The 16511-nt window shown below is 47.3% G+C and carries 19 protein-coding genes; 4 read left to right on the top strand and 15 right to left on the bottom strand.

What is annotated here, in order from left to right:
• Positions 1-100: 100 nt before the first annotated feature.
• From KNQ15_RS11595 to KNQ15_RS11560, 8 genes are all read right to left on the bottom strand, one after another.
• On the bottom strand, positions 101-394 hold the full coding sequence (locus KNQ15_RS11595) for a hypothetical protein (RefSeq protein ID WP_047396084.1): 294 nt from the start codon (positions 392-394) through the stop codon (positions 101-103).
• A gap of 82 nt (positions 395-476) precedes the next feature.
• A complete protein-coding gene (locus KNQ15_RS11590) occupies positions 477-1571 on the bottom strand; it encodes a hypothetical protein (protein WP_029341328.1) in 1095 nt (364 codons plus the stop codon).
• Between the two features lie 10 nt (positions 1572-1581).
• Positions 1582-2397, bottom strand: a complete 816-nt coding sequence (locus KNQ15_RS11585; RefSeq protein ID WP_047396088.1) for a hypothetical protein — start codon at positions 2395-2397, stop codon at positions 1582-1584.
• Positions 2394-3071 (bottom strand): ATP-binding cassette domain-containing protein, encoded by a 678-nt coding sequence (locus tag KNQ15_RS11580; protein WP_029341326.1) that lies wholly within the window; start codon positions 3069-3071, stop codon positions 2394-2396. The genes KNQ15_RS11585 and KNQ15_RS11580 overlap by 4 nt, the downstream gene beginning before the upstream one ends.
• Positions 3064-3444, bottom strand: coding sequence for a GntR family transcriptional regulator (locus tag KNQ15_RS11575; protein ID WP_029341325.1), 381 nt, complete (start codon positions 3442-3444; stop codon positions 3064-3066). The genes KNQ15_RS11580 and KNQ15_RS11575 overlap by 8 nt, the downstream gene beginning before the upstream one ends.
• A gap of 152 nt (positions 3445-3596) precedes the next feature.
• The gene (locus KNQ15_RS11570; protein WP_029341324.1) at positions 3597-3785 is read right to left on the bottom strand and encodes a hypothetical protein; all 189 of its coding nucleotides are present in this window, start codon (positions 3783-3785) and stop codon (positions 3597-3599) included.
• Between the two features lie 13 nt (positions 3786-3798).
• Positions 3799-4674 carry an SDR family oxidoreductase gene (locus KNQ15_RS11565; RefSeq protein WP_029341323.1) on the bottom strand — a complete coding sequence of 292 codons (876 nt, stop codon included), beginning with the start codon at positions 4672-4674 and terminating at the stop codon, positions 3799-3801.
• An 88-nt stretch (positions 4675-4762) separates the two neighbouring features.
• Positions 4763-5224 (bottom strand): NUDIX hydrolase, encoded by a 462-nt coding sequence (locus KNQ15_RS11560; protein WP_214729583.1) that lies wholly within the window; start codon positions 5222-5224, stop codon positions 4763-4765.
• 326 nt (positions 5225-5550) lie between these two features.
• Here KNQ15_RS11560 and KNQ15_RS11555 point away from each other — a divergent pair, with 326 nt between their 5' ends.
• Both KNQ15_RS11555 and KNQ15_RS11550 read left to right on the top strand, forming a co-directional pair.
• A complete protein-coding gene (locus KNQ15_RS11555) occupies positions 5551-6288 on the top strand; it encodes a peptidoglycan DD-metalloendopeptidase family protein (protein ID WP_214729582.1) in 738 nt (245 codons plus the stop codon).
• A 258-nt stretch (positions 6289-6546) separates the two neighbouring features.
• The gene (locus KNQ15_RS11550) at positions 6547-7485 is read left to right on the top strand and encodes a peptidoglycan DD-metalloendopeptidase family protein (protein WP_214729580.1); all 939 of its coding nucleotides are present in this window, start codon (positions 6547-6549) and stop codon (positions 7483-7485) included.
• A gap of 62 nt (positions 7486-7547) precedes the next feature.
• On the opposite strand, the gene KNQ15_RS11545 is transcribed toward KNQ15_RS11550, so the two are convergent.
• The 3 genes from KNQ15_RS11545 to brnQ all read right to left on the bottom strand — a co-directional run bounded on the left by KNQ15_RS11545 (position 7548) and on the right by brnQ (position 11454).
• Positions 7548-8699: an FAD/NAD(P)-binding protein gene (locus KNQ15_RS11545; RefSeq protein WP_214729578.1), complete on the bottom strand. Its 1152-nt coding sequence runs from the start codon at positions 8697-8699 to the stop codon at positions 7548-7550.
• A 147-nt stretch (positions 8700-8846) separates the two neighbouring features.
• Positions 8847-9959 (bottom strand): glycerol dehydrogenase, encoded by a 1113-nt coding sequence (locus tag KNQ15_RS11540; protein WP_023467840.1) that lies wholly within the window; start codon positions 9957-9959, stop codon positions 8847-8849.
• A gap of 154 nt (positions 9960-10113) precedes the next feature.
• On the bottom strand, positions 10114-11454 hold the full coding sequence (gene brnQ / locus KNQ15_RS11535) for a branched-chain amino acid transport system II carrier protein (protein WP_214729576.1): 1341 nt from the start codon (positions 11452-11454) through the stop codon (positions 10114-10116).
• A gap of 280 nt (positions 11455-11734) precedes the next feature.
• On the opposite strand from brnQ, the gene KNQ15_RS11530 reads away from it, so the two are divergent.
• Positions 11735-11917, top strand: coding sequence for a hypothetical protein (locus KNQ15_RS11530; RefSeq protein ID WP_214729574.1), 183 nt, complete (start codon positions 11735-11737; stop codon positions 11915-11917).
• A gap of 536 nt (positions 11918-12453) precedes the next feature.
• Positions 12454-13080, top strand: coding sequence for a DUF2268 domain-containing putative Zn-dependent protease (locus KNQ15_RS11525; protein WP_214729572.1), 627 nt, complete (start codon positions 12454-12456; stop codon positions 13078-13080).
• A gap of 58 nt (positions 13081-13138) precedes the next feature.
• Here the strand turns inward: KNQ15_RS11525 and KNQ15_RS11520 are convergent, their stop codons facing one another.
• Genes KNQ15_RS11520 through KNQ15_RS11505 form a run of 4 tightly spaced genes read right to left on the bottom strand, consistent with a single transcriptional unit; the run spans position 13139 to position 16502 of the window.
• A complete protein-coding gene (locus KNQ15_RS11520) occupies positions 13139-14329 on the bottom strand; it encodes an acetyl-CoA C-acetyltransferase (RefSeq protein ID WP_214729570.1) in 1191 nt (396 codons plus the stop codon).
• A 13-nt stretch (positions 14330-14342) separates the two neighbouring features.
• Entirely contained in the window at positions 14343-15119 is a 777-nt protein-coding gene (locus KNQ15_RS11515) for a 3-hydroxybutyrate dehydrogenase (RefSeq protein ID WP_214729568.1), read from the bottom strand.
• A gap of 5 nt (positions 15120-15124) precedes the next feature.
• The gene (locus tag KNQ15_RS11510) at positions 15125-15787 is read right to left on the bottom strand and encodes a 3-oxoacid CoA-transferase subunit B (RefSeq protein ID WP_064300169.1); all 663 of its coding nucleotides are present in this window, start codon (positions 15785-15787) and stop codon (positions 15125-15127) included.
• Between the two features lie 13 nt (positions 15788-15800).
• Positions 15801-16502, bottom strand: a complete 702-nt coding sequence (locus tag KNQ15_RS11505; protein ID WP_029341303.1) for a CoA transferase subunit A — start codon at positions 16500-16502, stop codon at positions 15801-15803.
• Positions 16503-16511: the final 9 nt, after the last annotated feature.

Genomic DNA, 16511 nt, shown 5'->3' with positions numbered 1-16511 from the left:
AAAAACCTGAGCCCGGTGGAATACCGGACTCAGGTCCTCAAGGTCGCCTGACAAATTATTTATTGTCTAACTTTTTTGGTTCAGTTCATACGCGGGAGAGTTATTTTTTTTGTTGCTCGAGAATCGTCTGCTGTGTCGGAACCCCGCCGACTGAGACTGTCCGCTCGAGGAACAGATAGGGTTTGCCATCAACTTCGAAACGACGGTCACCGAGATAACGTGCCGAGTGCCCATCCGTTGCGAGCTTTTGTTCGATGGCTGAGACATGTTCGTCGAGTGAATAAAACCGATCATCGAACGTCAGCGTGATGTTCTTCTTACGATACCCGAGTAAGAAGTTGTAGTAGAACCAATACATGGCACCTGCGAAAACGACAAAAATCAAGAATTGCATGTCAGTCCCCCCTTCGTATAGTCTTTATACGTTGGAAGAAAACGGTAGGTTTCAAGTGATGTGTAGAAATTGGTTACTTTTATTAATTTGTTACGACTTCATTTAGATAAATGTTATTTTTCGAACCTTGTTTCTGAATATTAGCTTCGTAAACGATTTCAGATGTCACCGGATTGATCACCAATGATTTGACCTCATCTTTTTTCGTTCGATAAGCGAAATAGATATGGTCGTGATCTACAGTAAAGCTCGTATGGGAAAAATCTTCTTCTAATGTAGGAGATTCGAGGTTAATCGTTTTGGTAATTAGTCGCTCTGACTCAACATCATAGATTAACCATCTTAACTTTTTCTTACTCGATGGTTTCAGAGAGATTTCAAGAAGTCCTAGATAATATTTACCATCATTTATGACATTTGATTCGTTGACTTGATCGAATTCTTTTAATACTTTTGTTTGTTGACCATCCTTTACGACGGTTTCAGACAAAAAATCATCAGGATATTCCAATTCTTTTAATTGATCGACAATCATTTTTCCATTGTATAACGATCGAATCGTATCACCTTTTCCTAAACGGTCAGGTAATTTGATTTTAGTTATCGTTTTCTTTTTTAAATCGATTTGGTAGATATATTCTCTTTCAATCTGTCTATTAAGAGGGGTCGCATCAATGAGTAACTTGTCCTTTGTTCGTTGAAACGGAGAAAAACGTAACTGTTTATTCATTTGATCTTCAGGCAGCTTAATCGTTGTGCTCGTCAATTTCTTAGTCTGCGCATTCCAATACTGAAGTTCAAGTTTATTTTCGCTTAATCTATTGATTCCATATGTAATCGAATCTTTTGTAAACACATGTGTATCATTCTTCCAAGCAAATTGTTGGAACGATCGTGGAGCATCGGTCCAATTAGATTCATTATAAAAAAGTAACGAAAGTATTGTTTGACTATCCTTCGTCATATCCCCATTCATCGAAATACTATATTCATTCGGATTTTGTCCCCACTCACTAAGACTAAGTTGCATGTTTCGGACGACTTCTTCGTTTGGATCACCTTTTTTTGTTTCAACGACGAATTTCGTCTTATCGAACGAAAGTACTTGTCCCACATAAATTCCTAAAGACACGATAGAGATGACGCCTAAAAGTAAAACATATTTTATCGAACGCATAGTGTCCTCCTTAAACCGTAATTTTCCATTTTAATAAACGTAGACTTCTCCAAATCACATAAGCAAAATAGAGGACGAACAACCCAATCAATACAAGCGTCTTTTCTGAGTTCAACAATAATTTAGTTTGCTCTAAGAAATAAAGACCTGTCACAGTAAAAATAACCACGATGAAAATCTCGACTCCCATTCTCAGAAGACCAGTCCATTTACGGTAAGAACGTTCGATTAAAACAAGAAGGAATATAAAACTCACGATAAACATCGATATTGAAAGAATTACAAATAAATTCGTCAAATTCAACGAAAAGAGTTCGCCTAACGTACTTCCTAGTGTGCGATGACTGTCTTTATCCAGATAGTCAACTCGGACAGACCAATTAAATAATAGATTTCCGAATTGGATCAAACACCACTGGATACCGAGAAAACTCGTGATGATCAAAAGTAATGTCGTCCACTTCGAGAAGAAAATGCTTGCTCGATTTCCTGGAAGCATCAATAAACGATAGATATATTTCGTTTCACCAACCCAATCCCGGTACCAAATCTGAATTGTATAAATAACGACTAACGCCATACCAATCAATGTCATGTAACTGAAAAAGGAGGTTGTATCAATGAACGAAATTTTTCCAATGTCATTGAATGCGTCATACAAAGTAGCAGTATTCGCCTTCAAGTAATCTTCGATTCTGCGCTCATGTAGTTTGACGTTTACAACGACCGATACCAGCTCAATCGCTGCCATCACAAGCACGGCGATTATATAAAGCTTAAAACTCCGTTTGATCTCTTCATTCGTCAATTGTATGTATTGTTTCATCGCAAATAGACCTCCCGCATCCGGTCCTGAACCGACTTCCCGTACAGTTCTCGCATCTCTTCCGTCTCATGTTCATCGATGATTCGACCGTCCTGTAAGAAGACGACTCGATCGATCAAGTGCTCGATTTCCTGAATTTCGTGTGTCGTCATCAGGATGCCGCGTCCTTCCATGAAGTGACTCGAGAATAATCCTGCAATCTGTTCCTTCGTAAACAGATCGATCCCAGCGAATGGTTCGTCGAGTAATAAGTACGGACGATCGAGAGCGAAACCGAGGATCAAGCTGACCTTCGCTTGGTTCCCTTTTGATAAGTCCGTGATCTTATCTGTCGAGAGTAGCTGGAAGATCCGCATTAGCTCATCCGCTGTCGCCGGGTTCCAGTCGGAATAATAATCCGCCATGTACGTCAGCGCATCACCAACCGTCATGTAGCCGGGCATCGTCTGGATATCCGGAACAAAGGCAATCTTATTTCGGTTGATCTCGCCATCGATGAGAACTGTTCCCGCGTTAACCGGGACAAGACCTGCGATTGCCTTCAGGATCGTCGATTTCCCCTCACCGTTTAGTCCAATCAGACACGTCAATTGATCCATTGGAACGGAAAACGAGACGCCTTGAAGAACTGGTTTTTTACCGTATTTCTTTTGTAAGCCATGGACTTCAAGCATCGATCTTCCTCCGTTCCGTTTCCTGATACACCGTCTCGATCTTCGAGACGACCTCGTCGAGTGGAATTTGAATCGCTTTGACGGCATCGATGAATTCAGAGACGGCTTCTTCCAGCATCTCAGCACGTACTTTTTGGACAACTTGTGGATCGCGTGTAATCTTACTCGGGACATTCCGTTCTGTCGTAATCAATTGCTGCTCCTCCATCTCTTTGTATGCTTTTTGTGCGGTATTCGGATTGATTCCGAGCTGTGCGGCGATTTCGCGGCGGGACGGGATCTCTTGCCCGCTTTGCAATTCCTCGGTCGCGATTCGTTGTTTGAACCAACGGACGACCTGCAGATACACCGGGCTTCTTTGGTCGAACTGCATCGGTAGACCTCCCTTTTTTGTTTAATGTATTAAAACAATAATACACTTCTCTTCTGTATCATACTCACCATACAGTTTGACTGTCAAGATAGTTTGTCTTCTTTATCACGAAAAAACCACCATCCAATTTTGGATAGTGGTCACTTCACTCATTAATAGGGATTCGGATCCTCCTGCGGTGTATCCGGAATCTCAGTCGGTTCTGGGAACGTATCCGGTTCCGGTTGACGGACCGGGTCTTCCTGTGGCGTATCTGGCACCTCACTCGGTGGTGTCTGCGGTATCTCATCCGGTTGATGATCCGGTTCGCGTTCTGGCACTTCATTCGGATTTTTCTTCATCTTGATCTCCCCCTTAAGACGTGATGTAATCGCCGCCATTGATATGAATCGTCTGACCCGTGATGTAACTTGAATCGCGAGAAGCCAGATAGACATAAGCCGGTGCATTTTCCGACGGTTGTCCCCGGCGTTTCATTAATGTATCTTCCCCATGCGACTCGACTTTCTCCTTCGAGAACGTCGCCGGAATGAGTGGCGTCCAAATCGGACCGGGTGCGACGGCATTAACGCGGATTCCCTTCTCAATCAAGCTCGAGGCGAGTGAACGTGTTAATGTCGTAATTGCCCCTTTTGTGGCTGAGTAATCGATCAACGTCGGTGCCCCACGATAAGCCGTCACCGATGAGGTATTGATGATTGCATCTTCTTTATGCAAATGCGGAAGCGCCGCTTGAATCAAATAGAACATCGAAAAGACATTCGTCTCGAACGTTTCCTTCAATTGATCTGGTGTAATCGAAAGAAAATCATCCTGCGGGAATTGTTTCCCGGCATTATTGACGACAATGTTCAATTGACCGAATTCCGCAATGACCGTATCGATGATCTCTTGTGCATTTTCCGGTTGACTGACATCTTTTGCGATTTTTAAGGCTTTGACCCCGTAGCCTTCAATCAACGATTTCGTCTTTTCCGCGTCTTTCCCCTCATTTAAGTAAACGATCGCGACGTTTGCCCCTTCTTTCGCATAAGCGACAGCAACGGCACGACCGATTCCACTATCCCCGCCCGTGATCAGCGCGACCTTCCCCGTCAGTTTTCCTGAACCGACATAGTCCGGATCATCGTAAATCGGTTCTGGTTTCATGGCATACTCGACACCGGGTTGTTGTTCCTGCGTCTGCCCTCGTGCTTCTTGATGCATCGCTTCGAACTGTTCTTCTCTCATGAACGATCAGCTCCCTTATCACTGTTGGAATGAACTACATGATTAACCATTCCCTTGCGATACATCTATAAACGTTTTTCTGGAAAAGTCAGATGTCATTCGTCAACAGTGTCGGGAATACATTCGTTTGGAGCATGTTTGATAGTTCGCTTGGATACAATGTATACTGATCCAGTTTGTTGAACGGAACGAAGCGATACGTCAACCCTTCACCTTCTGGACCGTAAAAATCCTCTGTTAATAAAGGCAGCGGTTTTTTGCAAACGACTTCATAAAACATTCCTAGTTCATGAAACTCGTGATCAGCGTACCCAAAGAAATTTTCATGCAGGAAACGGAAGACCGGTGGCTCGATCGACTGTCCTAATTCTTCTACCAATTCACGTGCAATTGCTTTGGCACCACTCTCACCGAACTGAACACGCCCTCCCGGTAATGACCAAAAATCATCTTCTCCTTGACGATGAATCAAGAGATGTCCATCTTGAATCAACAGCGCCACTGCGCGAATGTTAAGCTTTTTTTGATTTACTGTAAACGTCAAATCCATCCCATTACCTACTCTCTTCTTATTAGATTCCCATACTTTCTCATCATTTCCCACGATTGCGTTTTGTCATCAAATTCATCTCGTTGTAACACGAATTCATCTTGATTTTAAGGGATTTTGAGATTGAATATGTATTCAATATTACAACAATTGTTATTAGAATATATTTAAGCAATCAAATTGAAACACAACCGTCTGATGTTTGAATGCTATACTCTCGTTAGTCAAATGACCGCATCACTCACTTCAACACACACTAAACGCATCCACTTCTATAGATGTCATTCCGACGACAACACTAGATATTCAACTTAGGAGGAACATTCATGAAACGAACAATCACGACGTTAGCAATGAGCGCCCTCGTTGTTTCAGGTTTTGCAGCTACGGGTACAGGTAAGGTTGAAGCCTCTTCTGGCTCATCGTATAAAGTTAAAATCAAAGCAGACGGACTCCGCGTCCGGACTGGTCCATCGTTAAAACACCGCATCGTCGACGGCGTCAATGCGGGTCAAACATTCAAATACCTCGGTCGGACAGGGAACTGGACGAAGATCATGCATAAAGGCGAAAAACGCTTCGTCTATTCTGGTTACGTCAAGAAGTATAGCGCTTCTAGTAAATCAGCGAAAAAAGCATCATTCTCTTCGTCTACTGGATTCATGCGTCCAACAAGCGGATCAATCACACAAGGCTACGGAAATGCTAGCGGGAAATACGGCTACACGTTCCATAACGGAATCGATTTCGGAGCACCTACTGGAACACCAGTTAAAGCAGCCGCTGCCGGAAAAGTCATCAAGTCGTCATATCAGGGAGCTTATGGTAACCATGTCATGGTCGAACATAAAGTGAACGGTATTTCGTACACAACGGTGTATGCTCACTTAAGCAAACGTTCTGTCTTCGTCGGTCAATCGATCCCGAAAGGCGCAAACATTGGAGCTGTCGGGAGCACTGGTAACTCTTCTGGATCACACTTACACTTCGAAATCCACCGTGGAAACTATGTCTACAGCGGTTCTTCAGCAGCAAGCAGTGTCAACCCACTCGCTTTCTTATAAGCATTTCAAGGTACCTCATACGGGGTACCTTTTTTGTTATTCATATGGCATTTCATCTTATCCAATTCCATCCAATCTTGTCAAAGGAATTCATCGACAATTGGTAAATAGATAAAATTAAGTCTGTTTAATATAATTTATTGAAATAATATCGAAATGTGAATGTAACAATTAAACATTTTCGTAAATGTTATACTCATCTATGAAATTTACATAACGGTTTGGTCACACAGATTACATACTCAGGAGGAATGAATCATGCATGGTTTTTGGAAAGGTGTCTCAGCGACAGCGATCGCTGTGGCGAGTGTTGCTTCGTTTGCCATCCCACGTGCGGATGCAGCAACGACGTTCTATAAGGTAAAGGTCATGGAAGACGGCTTACGTGCTCGAACTGGTCCTTCAACGTCTTACGGTACGGTCACGAGCTTTGAAAAAGGTGATACATACAAGTATCTCGGTCGGACAGGAAACTGGACGAAAATCCTCTACGGTTCAAAAAAAGTCTATGTCTCTTCTACATATGTAAAAAAATATTCTGTAACACGGATCTATAAGATTAAAGCAAACGTTGATAATCTCCGCGTTCGTAGCAGTAGTTCGACGAGCAGCACAGTCGTCGGAAGTATCGACAAAGGCGAAACGTTCCGTTACCTCGGTCGTACGGGTGACTGGGTCAAGTTCTTGTACGGTGGCGACAAACGATTCGTTCATGCTGACTACGTCTCGAAATACGCCGTCCTGACACTAACAAACAGCAGTGGCGCATCAAAAGCCTCTACGTCAAAAAACTTCACGACACCAACGAGTGGTCCAATCACGCAAGGTTACGGTAAGGCAAGCGGTGCTTACGGCTATACGTTCCATAACGGCATCGATTATGGTGCAGCAAAAGGCACTCCAGTTTATGCGACAGCAAGCGGTAAGGTTATCACTTCCCAGTACAAAGGGGCATATGGTAACTATGTCATGGTCTCACACACTGTCAACGGATCGCCGTTCATCAGTCTGTATGCACATATGAATAGTCGCTCCGTCTCGGTCGGTCAAACCGTCGCGCAAGGTCAAAAAGTTGGTACAGTCGGTGAGACAGGTAACGCCTTCGGAACACATTTACATTTTGAACTTCATAAGGGATCGTACGTCTACAGCGCAACATCAGCTGGCAGCAGCGTCAATCCACTCGATTACCTCTAAAAAAAAGGTCCGACCACATGACTCATCAATGACGTCATATGGTCGGGCCTTTTTTTATCCTTTTAGACGGAAGCAAGTGAAGTCTGCTCCTCTTCAATCGTCGAGGCGATCGCACGTGCTGCGGCTTGTCCCCCGTAAATCGACCGAGCGAACGGTCCGACCGTCAAGTCAGCAAGGCTGCCTGTCGCGAATAAGTTCTCTCCCCATTCAAAGGTTTCTTCATCTAATAACGGTGTCCGGCAAGGAGACAATGGCAGATTCAACTCTTGCTGTACCGCTTCAAGCCAAGATCCTTCGACGACCATCGGACGGATACCCGTTGCGCAAATAATCGATTCAGCGGTGATGATGCGACCATCTGTCAGCTTCACTCCGCTTCCGATTTCCTGCTCGACTTCACCAATCACATGACTGATGATTCCTTCTCGAATCAGATGACGGACACGTTGAATCAAGTCTTGTGTTGCCGTTCCGGGGCGACGCTCCTGTACGATCAACGCTCGTTTTTCGCTAGCCGACAAGGACTTGAATGGCGTCAATCCTTTTGGTCCCATGAACTTCCGATCCGCATCGAATGCACTTTTTTCGAGCGGACGTCGTGAAAGGAGGGTCACCTGTCCAGGATAGCGCTCGGCACATTGAATCGTATGATGCAAGGCACTGATTCCACCTCCAATGATGACGACCGGTGGTGTATCGTGCTTCGATAAGAAAACGTGACGCGCCGATTTCGCCCACTCTGGCATGACGTGATGCTCCGATTGTCCGAGGGCGAGAACGACACGGTTTGCTCGTAACTCGCTTTCGTCTGTCGAGACGATCCACTTTCCGCTTTCTCGTCTTAGTCCTGTGACTTCCCCTTGGACCCAACTCGCCTCCACTTCATTTCGTTGCGCCAATTGAAGGGCATGGTCGTTGAATAATTCCAAGGATGGTCGCCCGTATGTATCCTTGAAGGCTTGATGTGTATAATCCTGTTCTTCAGCATGATGCCTGAGACTCGTCGGATTCATCGAAGTGTGGTGCACCCGAGTTGAACGTAGGTAAGGCATGCCGATCCGTTCGGTTTGTTTACGCCAGTTCATCAATGGTTGCCGATGACGGTCGATGATCCGTATCATCTCCCGATCGATTCCTTTTTTACGTAAGGCATTGAATACCGTCATTCCATGAATTCCTCCGCCAACAATCACCCATTCATATCGATCCGTCATCACAAAAACTCCTTTATCTGAATTAAATCGTAATCATTACGTTTTATAACGATAGCGTGTTTTTAAGAAGAATTCAAGCGTCATTCGACGAAAGCCCATAAAAAATCCGCTTCCTCTCGGTAGAGGAAGCGGATTTAAACGCATCAATCAGGAAGAAGCATGTTTCGCTAGATACGCTTTCGAATAGCGGTCAGCTGCGATGATCGCATCCGCGACTTCGTCCGCTGTGACGTTGAAACCGCTGTGGATTGTCTCGCCTTCAGCAGTCGCTGCCTCGCCGACCTTGACGATATCTTCACGCGACGCATCTTTCAGCTTGACGTCTTCGAGCGTCACCGGTAAGCCAAGATCCGTGTAGAGCGCGATGTACCGCTCGATTTCTTCTTGTGGATGTTCTTCGAGCGCCAGTTGAACGAGTGTACCAAAGGCAACCTTCTCCCCGTGCGTCAAGTGGTGAATCTCACCGTCAAGCGCCGTAAAACCGTTATGGATCGCATGCGCTGCAGCTAGCCCACCACTCTCGAAACCGAGTCCACTTAAGAGCGTATTCGCCTCGACAACGGCTTCAAGTGCCGGTGTGACGACTTGCGCTTGAACGGATTCATACGCCAAGCGACCATGCTCGAACAAGACTTCCTCACAGCGTTTGGCGATTGCTTGTGCCGCAATCGTCGGTCGTCCCCCTGCCATCGTTTGTCCACCAAAAGCGACGACACTCCGGACCTCAACCCACGTCGCGAGGGCATCAGCGATTCCGGACGCGAAGAAGCGCGCCGGCGCTTGGGCGATCAATTTTGTATCGACGAGAACGAGATCGGGATTCTTCTTATAGAAACGATAACTTTCGAAAATCCCTTCGTCGGAATAGATGACGGACAAGGCACTCGTCGGTGCGTCGGTCGAAGCAAGCGTCGGGACAATGACGACGGAGACGTTCAGCTCATCCGAGACGGCTTTTGCCGTATCGAGCGTCTTTCCGCCTCCCACACCCATGACGAATCGGACATCTGCTGCTTGTGCTTGCTCAGCGATTCGTTTCACTTCATGCCGCGAGGCTTCGCCACTGAAATCCGCTTTCTCGATGCCGACGTTTTCGCCGGACAACGAATGCTCAACACGTTCCTTGACGATTTTCCAGACGACATCATCCGCGATGACGAGCGCTTTTTCACCGAACGGGCTCACATATGTACCGAGCCGGTCAATGACATCCTTTCCTTGGACATACTTCGAGGGACTAATGAAGACACGTTCTGACATGTTTCAACATCCTTTCTGTAAGGGACACGATGGTCAATGACATACAATAGAGGAATTGCCTTTTCCGCTTCTGCTTAAACCCACAATCGCGTGAACAAAAAAAGCGGACTTTGATCATGCGATCAAAAATCCGCTTCCTTTTATACATGACAACTTAAGCCACACGCGACGACGAGTGTGTCTCCGCTGTTTTCTTACCAACGACTGCTCCGATCACTCCACCAATGATCGCTGGAACGACCCACCCGAGACTGACGGAAGCAAACGGTAATACTACGTCGAACACGTCCTTGACAGCTGAGACGTTGATCCCTGCTGTCTTTAATCCATCAAACAAGCTGATGAGGAATGTCATCCACAGCGCCCCTTGATAAACGGCTGGTTTGCCTTTAAAGAGTGGATGCAAGAACGTCAAGAAGATGAGACAGATCGCCAGTGGATAAAGCGTCATCAAGACTGGTTTTGAGACGGCGAGCAATTGGTTCAGACCGATGTTCGCGACGAGTGCGCTGAAGACCGATAAACCAATCGTCCATTTGACGTACGAGATTTTTGGCACGAGTGCCGAGAAGAACGATGCACAGGCCGTGATCAAGCCGACACTTGTCGTCATACAAGCGACTGTGATCATCAGACCGAGTAAGAGCGCACCGTATTCACCGAAGTAATGATCCGACACAGCCGACAAGATTTCTGCGCCATTCGCCAGTTGTCCGATTTCCGAGACACTCGAAGCGCCCATGAAGGCAAGCGCCGTGTACGTGATTGCTAGCAAGGCTGCTGCAATCAATGATGCTTTCGTACAAATCAACAGCAACTGCCGCTTCGATGTGACACCTTTTTCCTTGATCGCTGCGATGATGATGATCCCGAAGACGAAGGCACCGAGCGCATCGAGCGTCATATATCCTTCTTGGAAACCGTTAAAGAAGGCATTCGATTGATATGTCTTCAAAGGATTCTGAAAACTTCCAATCGGATGCAGAACAGCGACGACGATCAACAGACCGATGAACGTGATCTTAATCGGTGTCAGGACTTTCCCGACGACATCGACAATTTTCGTCGGATTCAATGATAAGAGACACGCAACCGTGTAAAACAAGACTGTGAAGATGAGCAACGGCCAGTGGCTCGTCGATTCGCTGAAGAATGGCTTGATTCCGATCTCATACGAAACCGTTCCGGCACGAGGAATCGCGAAGAATGGTCCGATCGCAAGATACAAGATGACCGAGAAGCCGATTCCGAACATAGGATGAACGCGTGACGCCATCGCTTGTAGATCGCGTTCCCCTGAAAACGCGAATGCGAGAATCGCAAGCAATGGTAGACCGACACCGGTGACGAGGAAGCCGGCATTGGCGACCCAGACATGCTCCCCTGCGAGCTGTCCGAGCATCGGCGGAAAGATGAGATTTCCTGCCCCGAAGAATAAGGCGAAGAGCATCATGCCGATGACAATGATAAATGATGTTGGAACAGTTTTAGACATAATAAACCCCCACTGATGATGATCGACTTCATCTCGCTCCCTAAGCAGATGAAGTACTTCGTTCGAAAGGATACCATACGTTTAAGAGCTCGTGCTAGGAGTTTATCTGGAGAATATTCTGAAAATTATGCAGAAAGTTTGGTGGAGCTACAATCTATAGAATTTGTTACGTCTGCGCGTCGAAGCATGAAACCGGATTCATAAGTTCATCTGACGGAGTAGGAGAATTGTATCCTTTAGAGAAAGTAAATATATGGATAATTAAACAGGAGGTATTTTCATGAAATCAATCTATTTTCTTAGCGCCACCCTTTTACTTGCCAGTTGTTCCCCCGCTGCCGAAAAACCGAAGACGTATGACATCTCGTTTACGCATGAGAAACAAGAGATTCAAATCGTTCCTTTGTATAAGGCGTATGACGATTACAGAATTTACGAACGGGAAAGCCCATATCGGGCATAGCCCGCCTTTAGGCATGGGATGAAAGTGAGTTCGGATGTTTTCATATCCGACGTTCGGGTATATCTACCGCATAGATAAGTACAAGTCTCTAAAACGCCTGTGTCCATCGCACCTTGAAAATCGTATACGGTTCGGTCACGAAAACATGTGACTGGTAAAACGATGCCTGTCGTCACGCAAAAGACGCTAACACATCAGGTGGACACACCTGCAACGACCTGTGGTTGACGGTAACAGTCAATCAGCCTGAGAACCTATACGGTCTGTCTCGGGAGGGGTGGTGGCACACCCTCATCTGAAGGCTTGAGCAAAACAGAAATGGACTGCGCTCGCACAAGCACTTCAGAATCCCACGGTTTAAATCGTGGGAGTGTCAAATTCAAGCGGTTTCGAAACGTCCAGAGGACAATGAGGCACTATTTAAAAAATATGTATTGGTTGCTAAAAATAGCGTCATCAAAAAAGAACAGCTCCAAGCCATGCCCGTTCCTAGCCTCTATGAACAGCCATCGGAAAACATCAAGGACTTAAAACAGATGAATACATATTTGAAAAAACACCATCAGCGCATCATGAAGCAAATCAAGTCCAGTCTCCTGACTTCGATGAAACAACTTCCACGAGATGAGAAGCTCGTCGTCTTCGTCTCCCCGACGACACCACTCGAGCATGATGATGCCAAACGTTATGGTGGTGTCAGCGGTGTCGCTCAAGGAAACAATTCAATGAGTCTATTCTTCTTGAAGGATTTTTCGGAAAAATCATTACGCAATACGACGGCGCATGAGTACCATCATACCGTTGCCCTCGATGAACCGAATCGTGCAACAATGCTTGATTACATCGTCCTCGAAGGAAAAGCGGAATTCTTTGCCCACAAGCTATATCCAGTGGAATCATCGGAAGCGATTGCCCCTTTACTTGACCACACCTTAGAGCATGTGATTTCAGAGCTGAATGCGGAACAATTGACGACGGATGATCTATTCTTTGGAAATTACGAAAAACAAATTCCATCGTTCACGAAATACAGACTCGGCTACATGATTGTCTCCGACTTCGTGAAACAACATCCCGAGATTTCCTTGAAGGAATGGTCACGGATGTCCTCTGTGCAAATTCTTGAAAAAAGCAGTTACAAAGACATGTTAACGATTCGCTAAAAACATGAAAGCACGAGACAACGGGAGCTTGCATCTCCTTCGTCTCGTGCTTTATTAGTTAACCTTCGTATTTTTTGACGATCGTCGCTACCCCTTGACCGCCCCCGACGCATAACGTCGCAAGACCATGCGTCTCACCCGTCCGCTCGAGTTCATGGATCAGCGTAACGAGAATCCGCGCCCCGCTCGCACCGATCGGATGACCGAGCGCGATTGCACCGCCGTTTCGGTTGAGCTTCTCATGCGGGAACTGTAGCTCCGCATCGACCGCGAGAGATTGTGCCGCGAACGCTTCGTTCGCTTCGATGACATCGATCTCCTCAAGCGTCAGTCCCGCTTTATCGAGTGCCTTCTGGACCGCTTGAACGGGACCAATCCCCATGATGCTCGGGTCGACGCCGGACGTTCCGTTCGCAACGATCTCAACGAGTGGAGTCACACCGAGTTCTTTTGCCTTTGTCGCGGACATGATGACGAGCGCAGCAGCTCCGTCATTGATGCCAGATGCATTGCCTGCCGTGACCGTTCCGTCCTTCTTGAACGCCGGGCGCAAACGACTGAGTGTTTCGATAGACGTGCCCGCTCGCGGAAACTCATCTTGTTCAAAACGAATTGGATCGCCTTTTCGTTGTGGAATCAACACTGGCGTAATCTCCGAGACGAACCGTTCTTCCGCTAATGCCGTCTGCGCTTTTTGCTGACTTGTCGCCGCGAACTGATCCTGGGCTTCGCGGGAGAGTTCATAGGCGTCGGCTAAATTTTCTGCCGTGATTCCCATGTGATAGTCATTAAACGCACACTCGAGCCCATCCTGAATGATCGTATCGACGAGCGGTTGGTCACCCATCTTCAGTCCAGACCGTGCGCCCGCGAGGACATACGGCGCCTGACTCATGTTTTCCATCCCACCGGCAACGATGACATCGGCTTCACCTGACTTGATCGCCTGATACGCGAGATGGACGGCTGAGAGACCGGATCCGCAGACCTTGTTAACGGTCATCGCTGGACATGTCTCCGGTAAGCCGGCAGCGAGTGCCGCCTGTCGTGCTGGATTTTGACCAAGTCCTGCTGAGAGGACGTTACCAAAAAAGACTTCATCGACGTGATTTCCTGCGACACCTGCTTTTTCAAGTGCCGCGCGGATGACTGTCGCTCCGAGTTCCGTTGCTTTGATGTCCTTCAAACTTCCATTGAAATTCCCGATCGCCGTGCGCGTCGCACTGACGATGACGACTGCTTCACTCATCTGCTCCATCTCCTTATTGAATTGTATATCCTCCATCGAGTACGTTTGCTTGTCCGGTGATCCCTTTTGCTTTGCGGCTCGCGAGGAACAACGCATAATCCGCGATTTCTTCGACGGCGAGCAACCGTTTTTGCGGAACGAGCGGATAGATGACTTCTTCCAGTACTTTTTCGAGTTCAACGTGACGCGTCTTTGCCAAGTCTTCCATCTGATTTCGGACGAGCGGTGTATCGACATACCCCGGGCAAATCGCGTTGACGGTGATTCCGTGTTCCGCTCCTTCAAGGGCTGCGACCTTCGTTAGACCGAGCAATCCATGTTTCGCCGAGTTATACGCCGCCTTCCCAGCAAAGCCAATCAAACCATTGATCGATGCCATGTTGAGAATCCGTCCGTAACCTTGTTCCTTCATGATCGGAAAGGCATGTTTGATGGCGATGAACGGTGCCGTCAACATGATCTTGATCATCAACTCGAATTTCTCCGTCGGAAACTCTTCAATTGGTGAGACGTGCTGAAGACCAGCGTTGTTGATCAAGACGTCGAGTCGTCCGAACTGTTCGACCGTTTGCTTCAAGACCGCTTCGACCTGTGCTTCATCGGTGACGTTGAGCGTCATCCCGACTGCTTCATGACCGGCTCCGCGAATCGTTGCCGCAGCCTCTTCTGCTGCTTCTGCGCGGACGTCCGTGACGACGACCTTCGCTCCTGCCGCAGCAAACGCCTTTGAGATTTCTAGACCAATTCCGCTCCCTGCACCTGTGACGAGTACGATATCTCCTTGGACCATCTGCTTCACTCCCCTACCGTCACGCGCTCGAGTTCCGGACTGACCGTAAATCGTGCTTCCGTGACTTGTTTGACGTCTTCGACCGTATGACCATTCAGCGTCTCGATCAAGACCATCCCGTCCGGTGTGAAATCAAAGACTGCCCGGTCCGTGATCAGACGGTTGACGACAGCGCGTCCTGTCAACGGCAAAGTACACGCCTGTTTGACTTTCGATTCGCCGTGTTTGTTGACATGTTCCATGATGATGACGACGCGTTTCGCTCCGTTGACGAGATCCATCGCTCCGCCCATGCCTTTGACCATCTTGCCCGGAATCATCCAGTTCGCAAGGTCACCGTTCTGATCGACTTCCATCCCGCCGAGGATCGCGAGATCGATATGCCCACCGCGAATCATCGCGAATGATTCGGCACTGTCGAAGTAAGAAGCTCCGGATTGTGCCGTGACTGTCTCTTTGCCGGCATTGATCTCGTCGGCATCGACCTCATGATCGAGTGGATACGGTCCGATACCAAGCAATCCGTTTTCGGATTGCAGCATGACATGCATGTCGTCCGGAATCGCATTGGCGATCAATGTCGGAATCCCGATCCCGAGATTGACGTACATCCCGTCTTCAATTTCCTGAAGTGCGCGTTCAATGATGATCTCTCGTGTCGTTTTCATATCGATTTCCTCCTCAAGCTTCCCGGACAGTCCGGCGTTCGATGCGTTTTTCATAATCCGTTCCGACGACGATGCGCTGGACATAGACGGCTGGTGTATGGATCTCGTTCGGATCGAGTTCGCCGACTTCAACGAGTTCTTCGACTTCGACGATCGTTACTTTTCCGGCTGTTGCGACAATCGGGTTAAAGTTGCGTGACGTCTTCCGGAAGACGAGATTTCCGAGACGATCCGCTTTCCATGCCTTGACGATCGCAAAATCGCCGACGATTCCTTCTTCGAGCAGATACGTTTTTCCGTCAAACTCCTTTTGTTCCTTTCCTTCAGCAATCGGTGTCCCGACGCCAGTCGGTGTATAGAAACCAGGAATACCAGCACCACCAGCACGGATTCGTTCCGCTAGCGTACCTTGGGGGACGAGATCGACTTCAATCTCGCCACTGAGGTACTGTTGTTCGAACGTTTTGTTTTCCCCGACATACGACGAAATCATCTTCTTAATTTGTCGCGTTTGCAAGAGCAAACCGAGTCCAAAATCATCGACGCCACAGTTGTTACTGACGACCGTCAAATCCTTGACGCCCTTCTCTTGTAACGCCGTAATGGATTTTTCCGGGATTCCGCAGAGTCCGAAGCCCCCTACGACTAGCGTCGCCCCGTCAAAGATGTCTGCTGTTGCTTCCGCGAATGATGCGTATACTTTCCCCTGTTTCATCTGATGATG

It is taken from the genome of Exiguobacterium sp. s168, from assembly GCF_018619035.1.
GTDB lineage: Bacteria > Bacillota > Bacilli > Exiguobacteriales > Exiguobacteriaceae > Exiguobacterium_A > Exiguobacterium_A acetylicum.
This window is presented reverse-complemented; position numbering and strand designations above follow the sequence as displayed.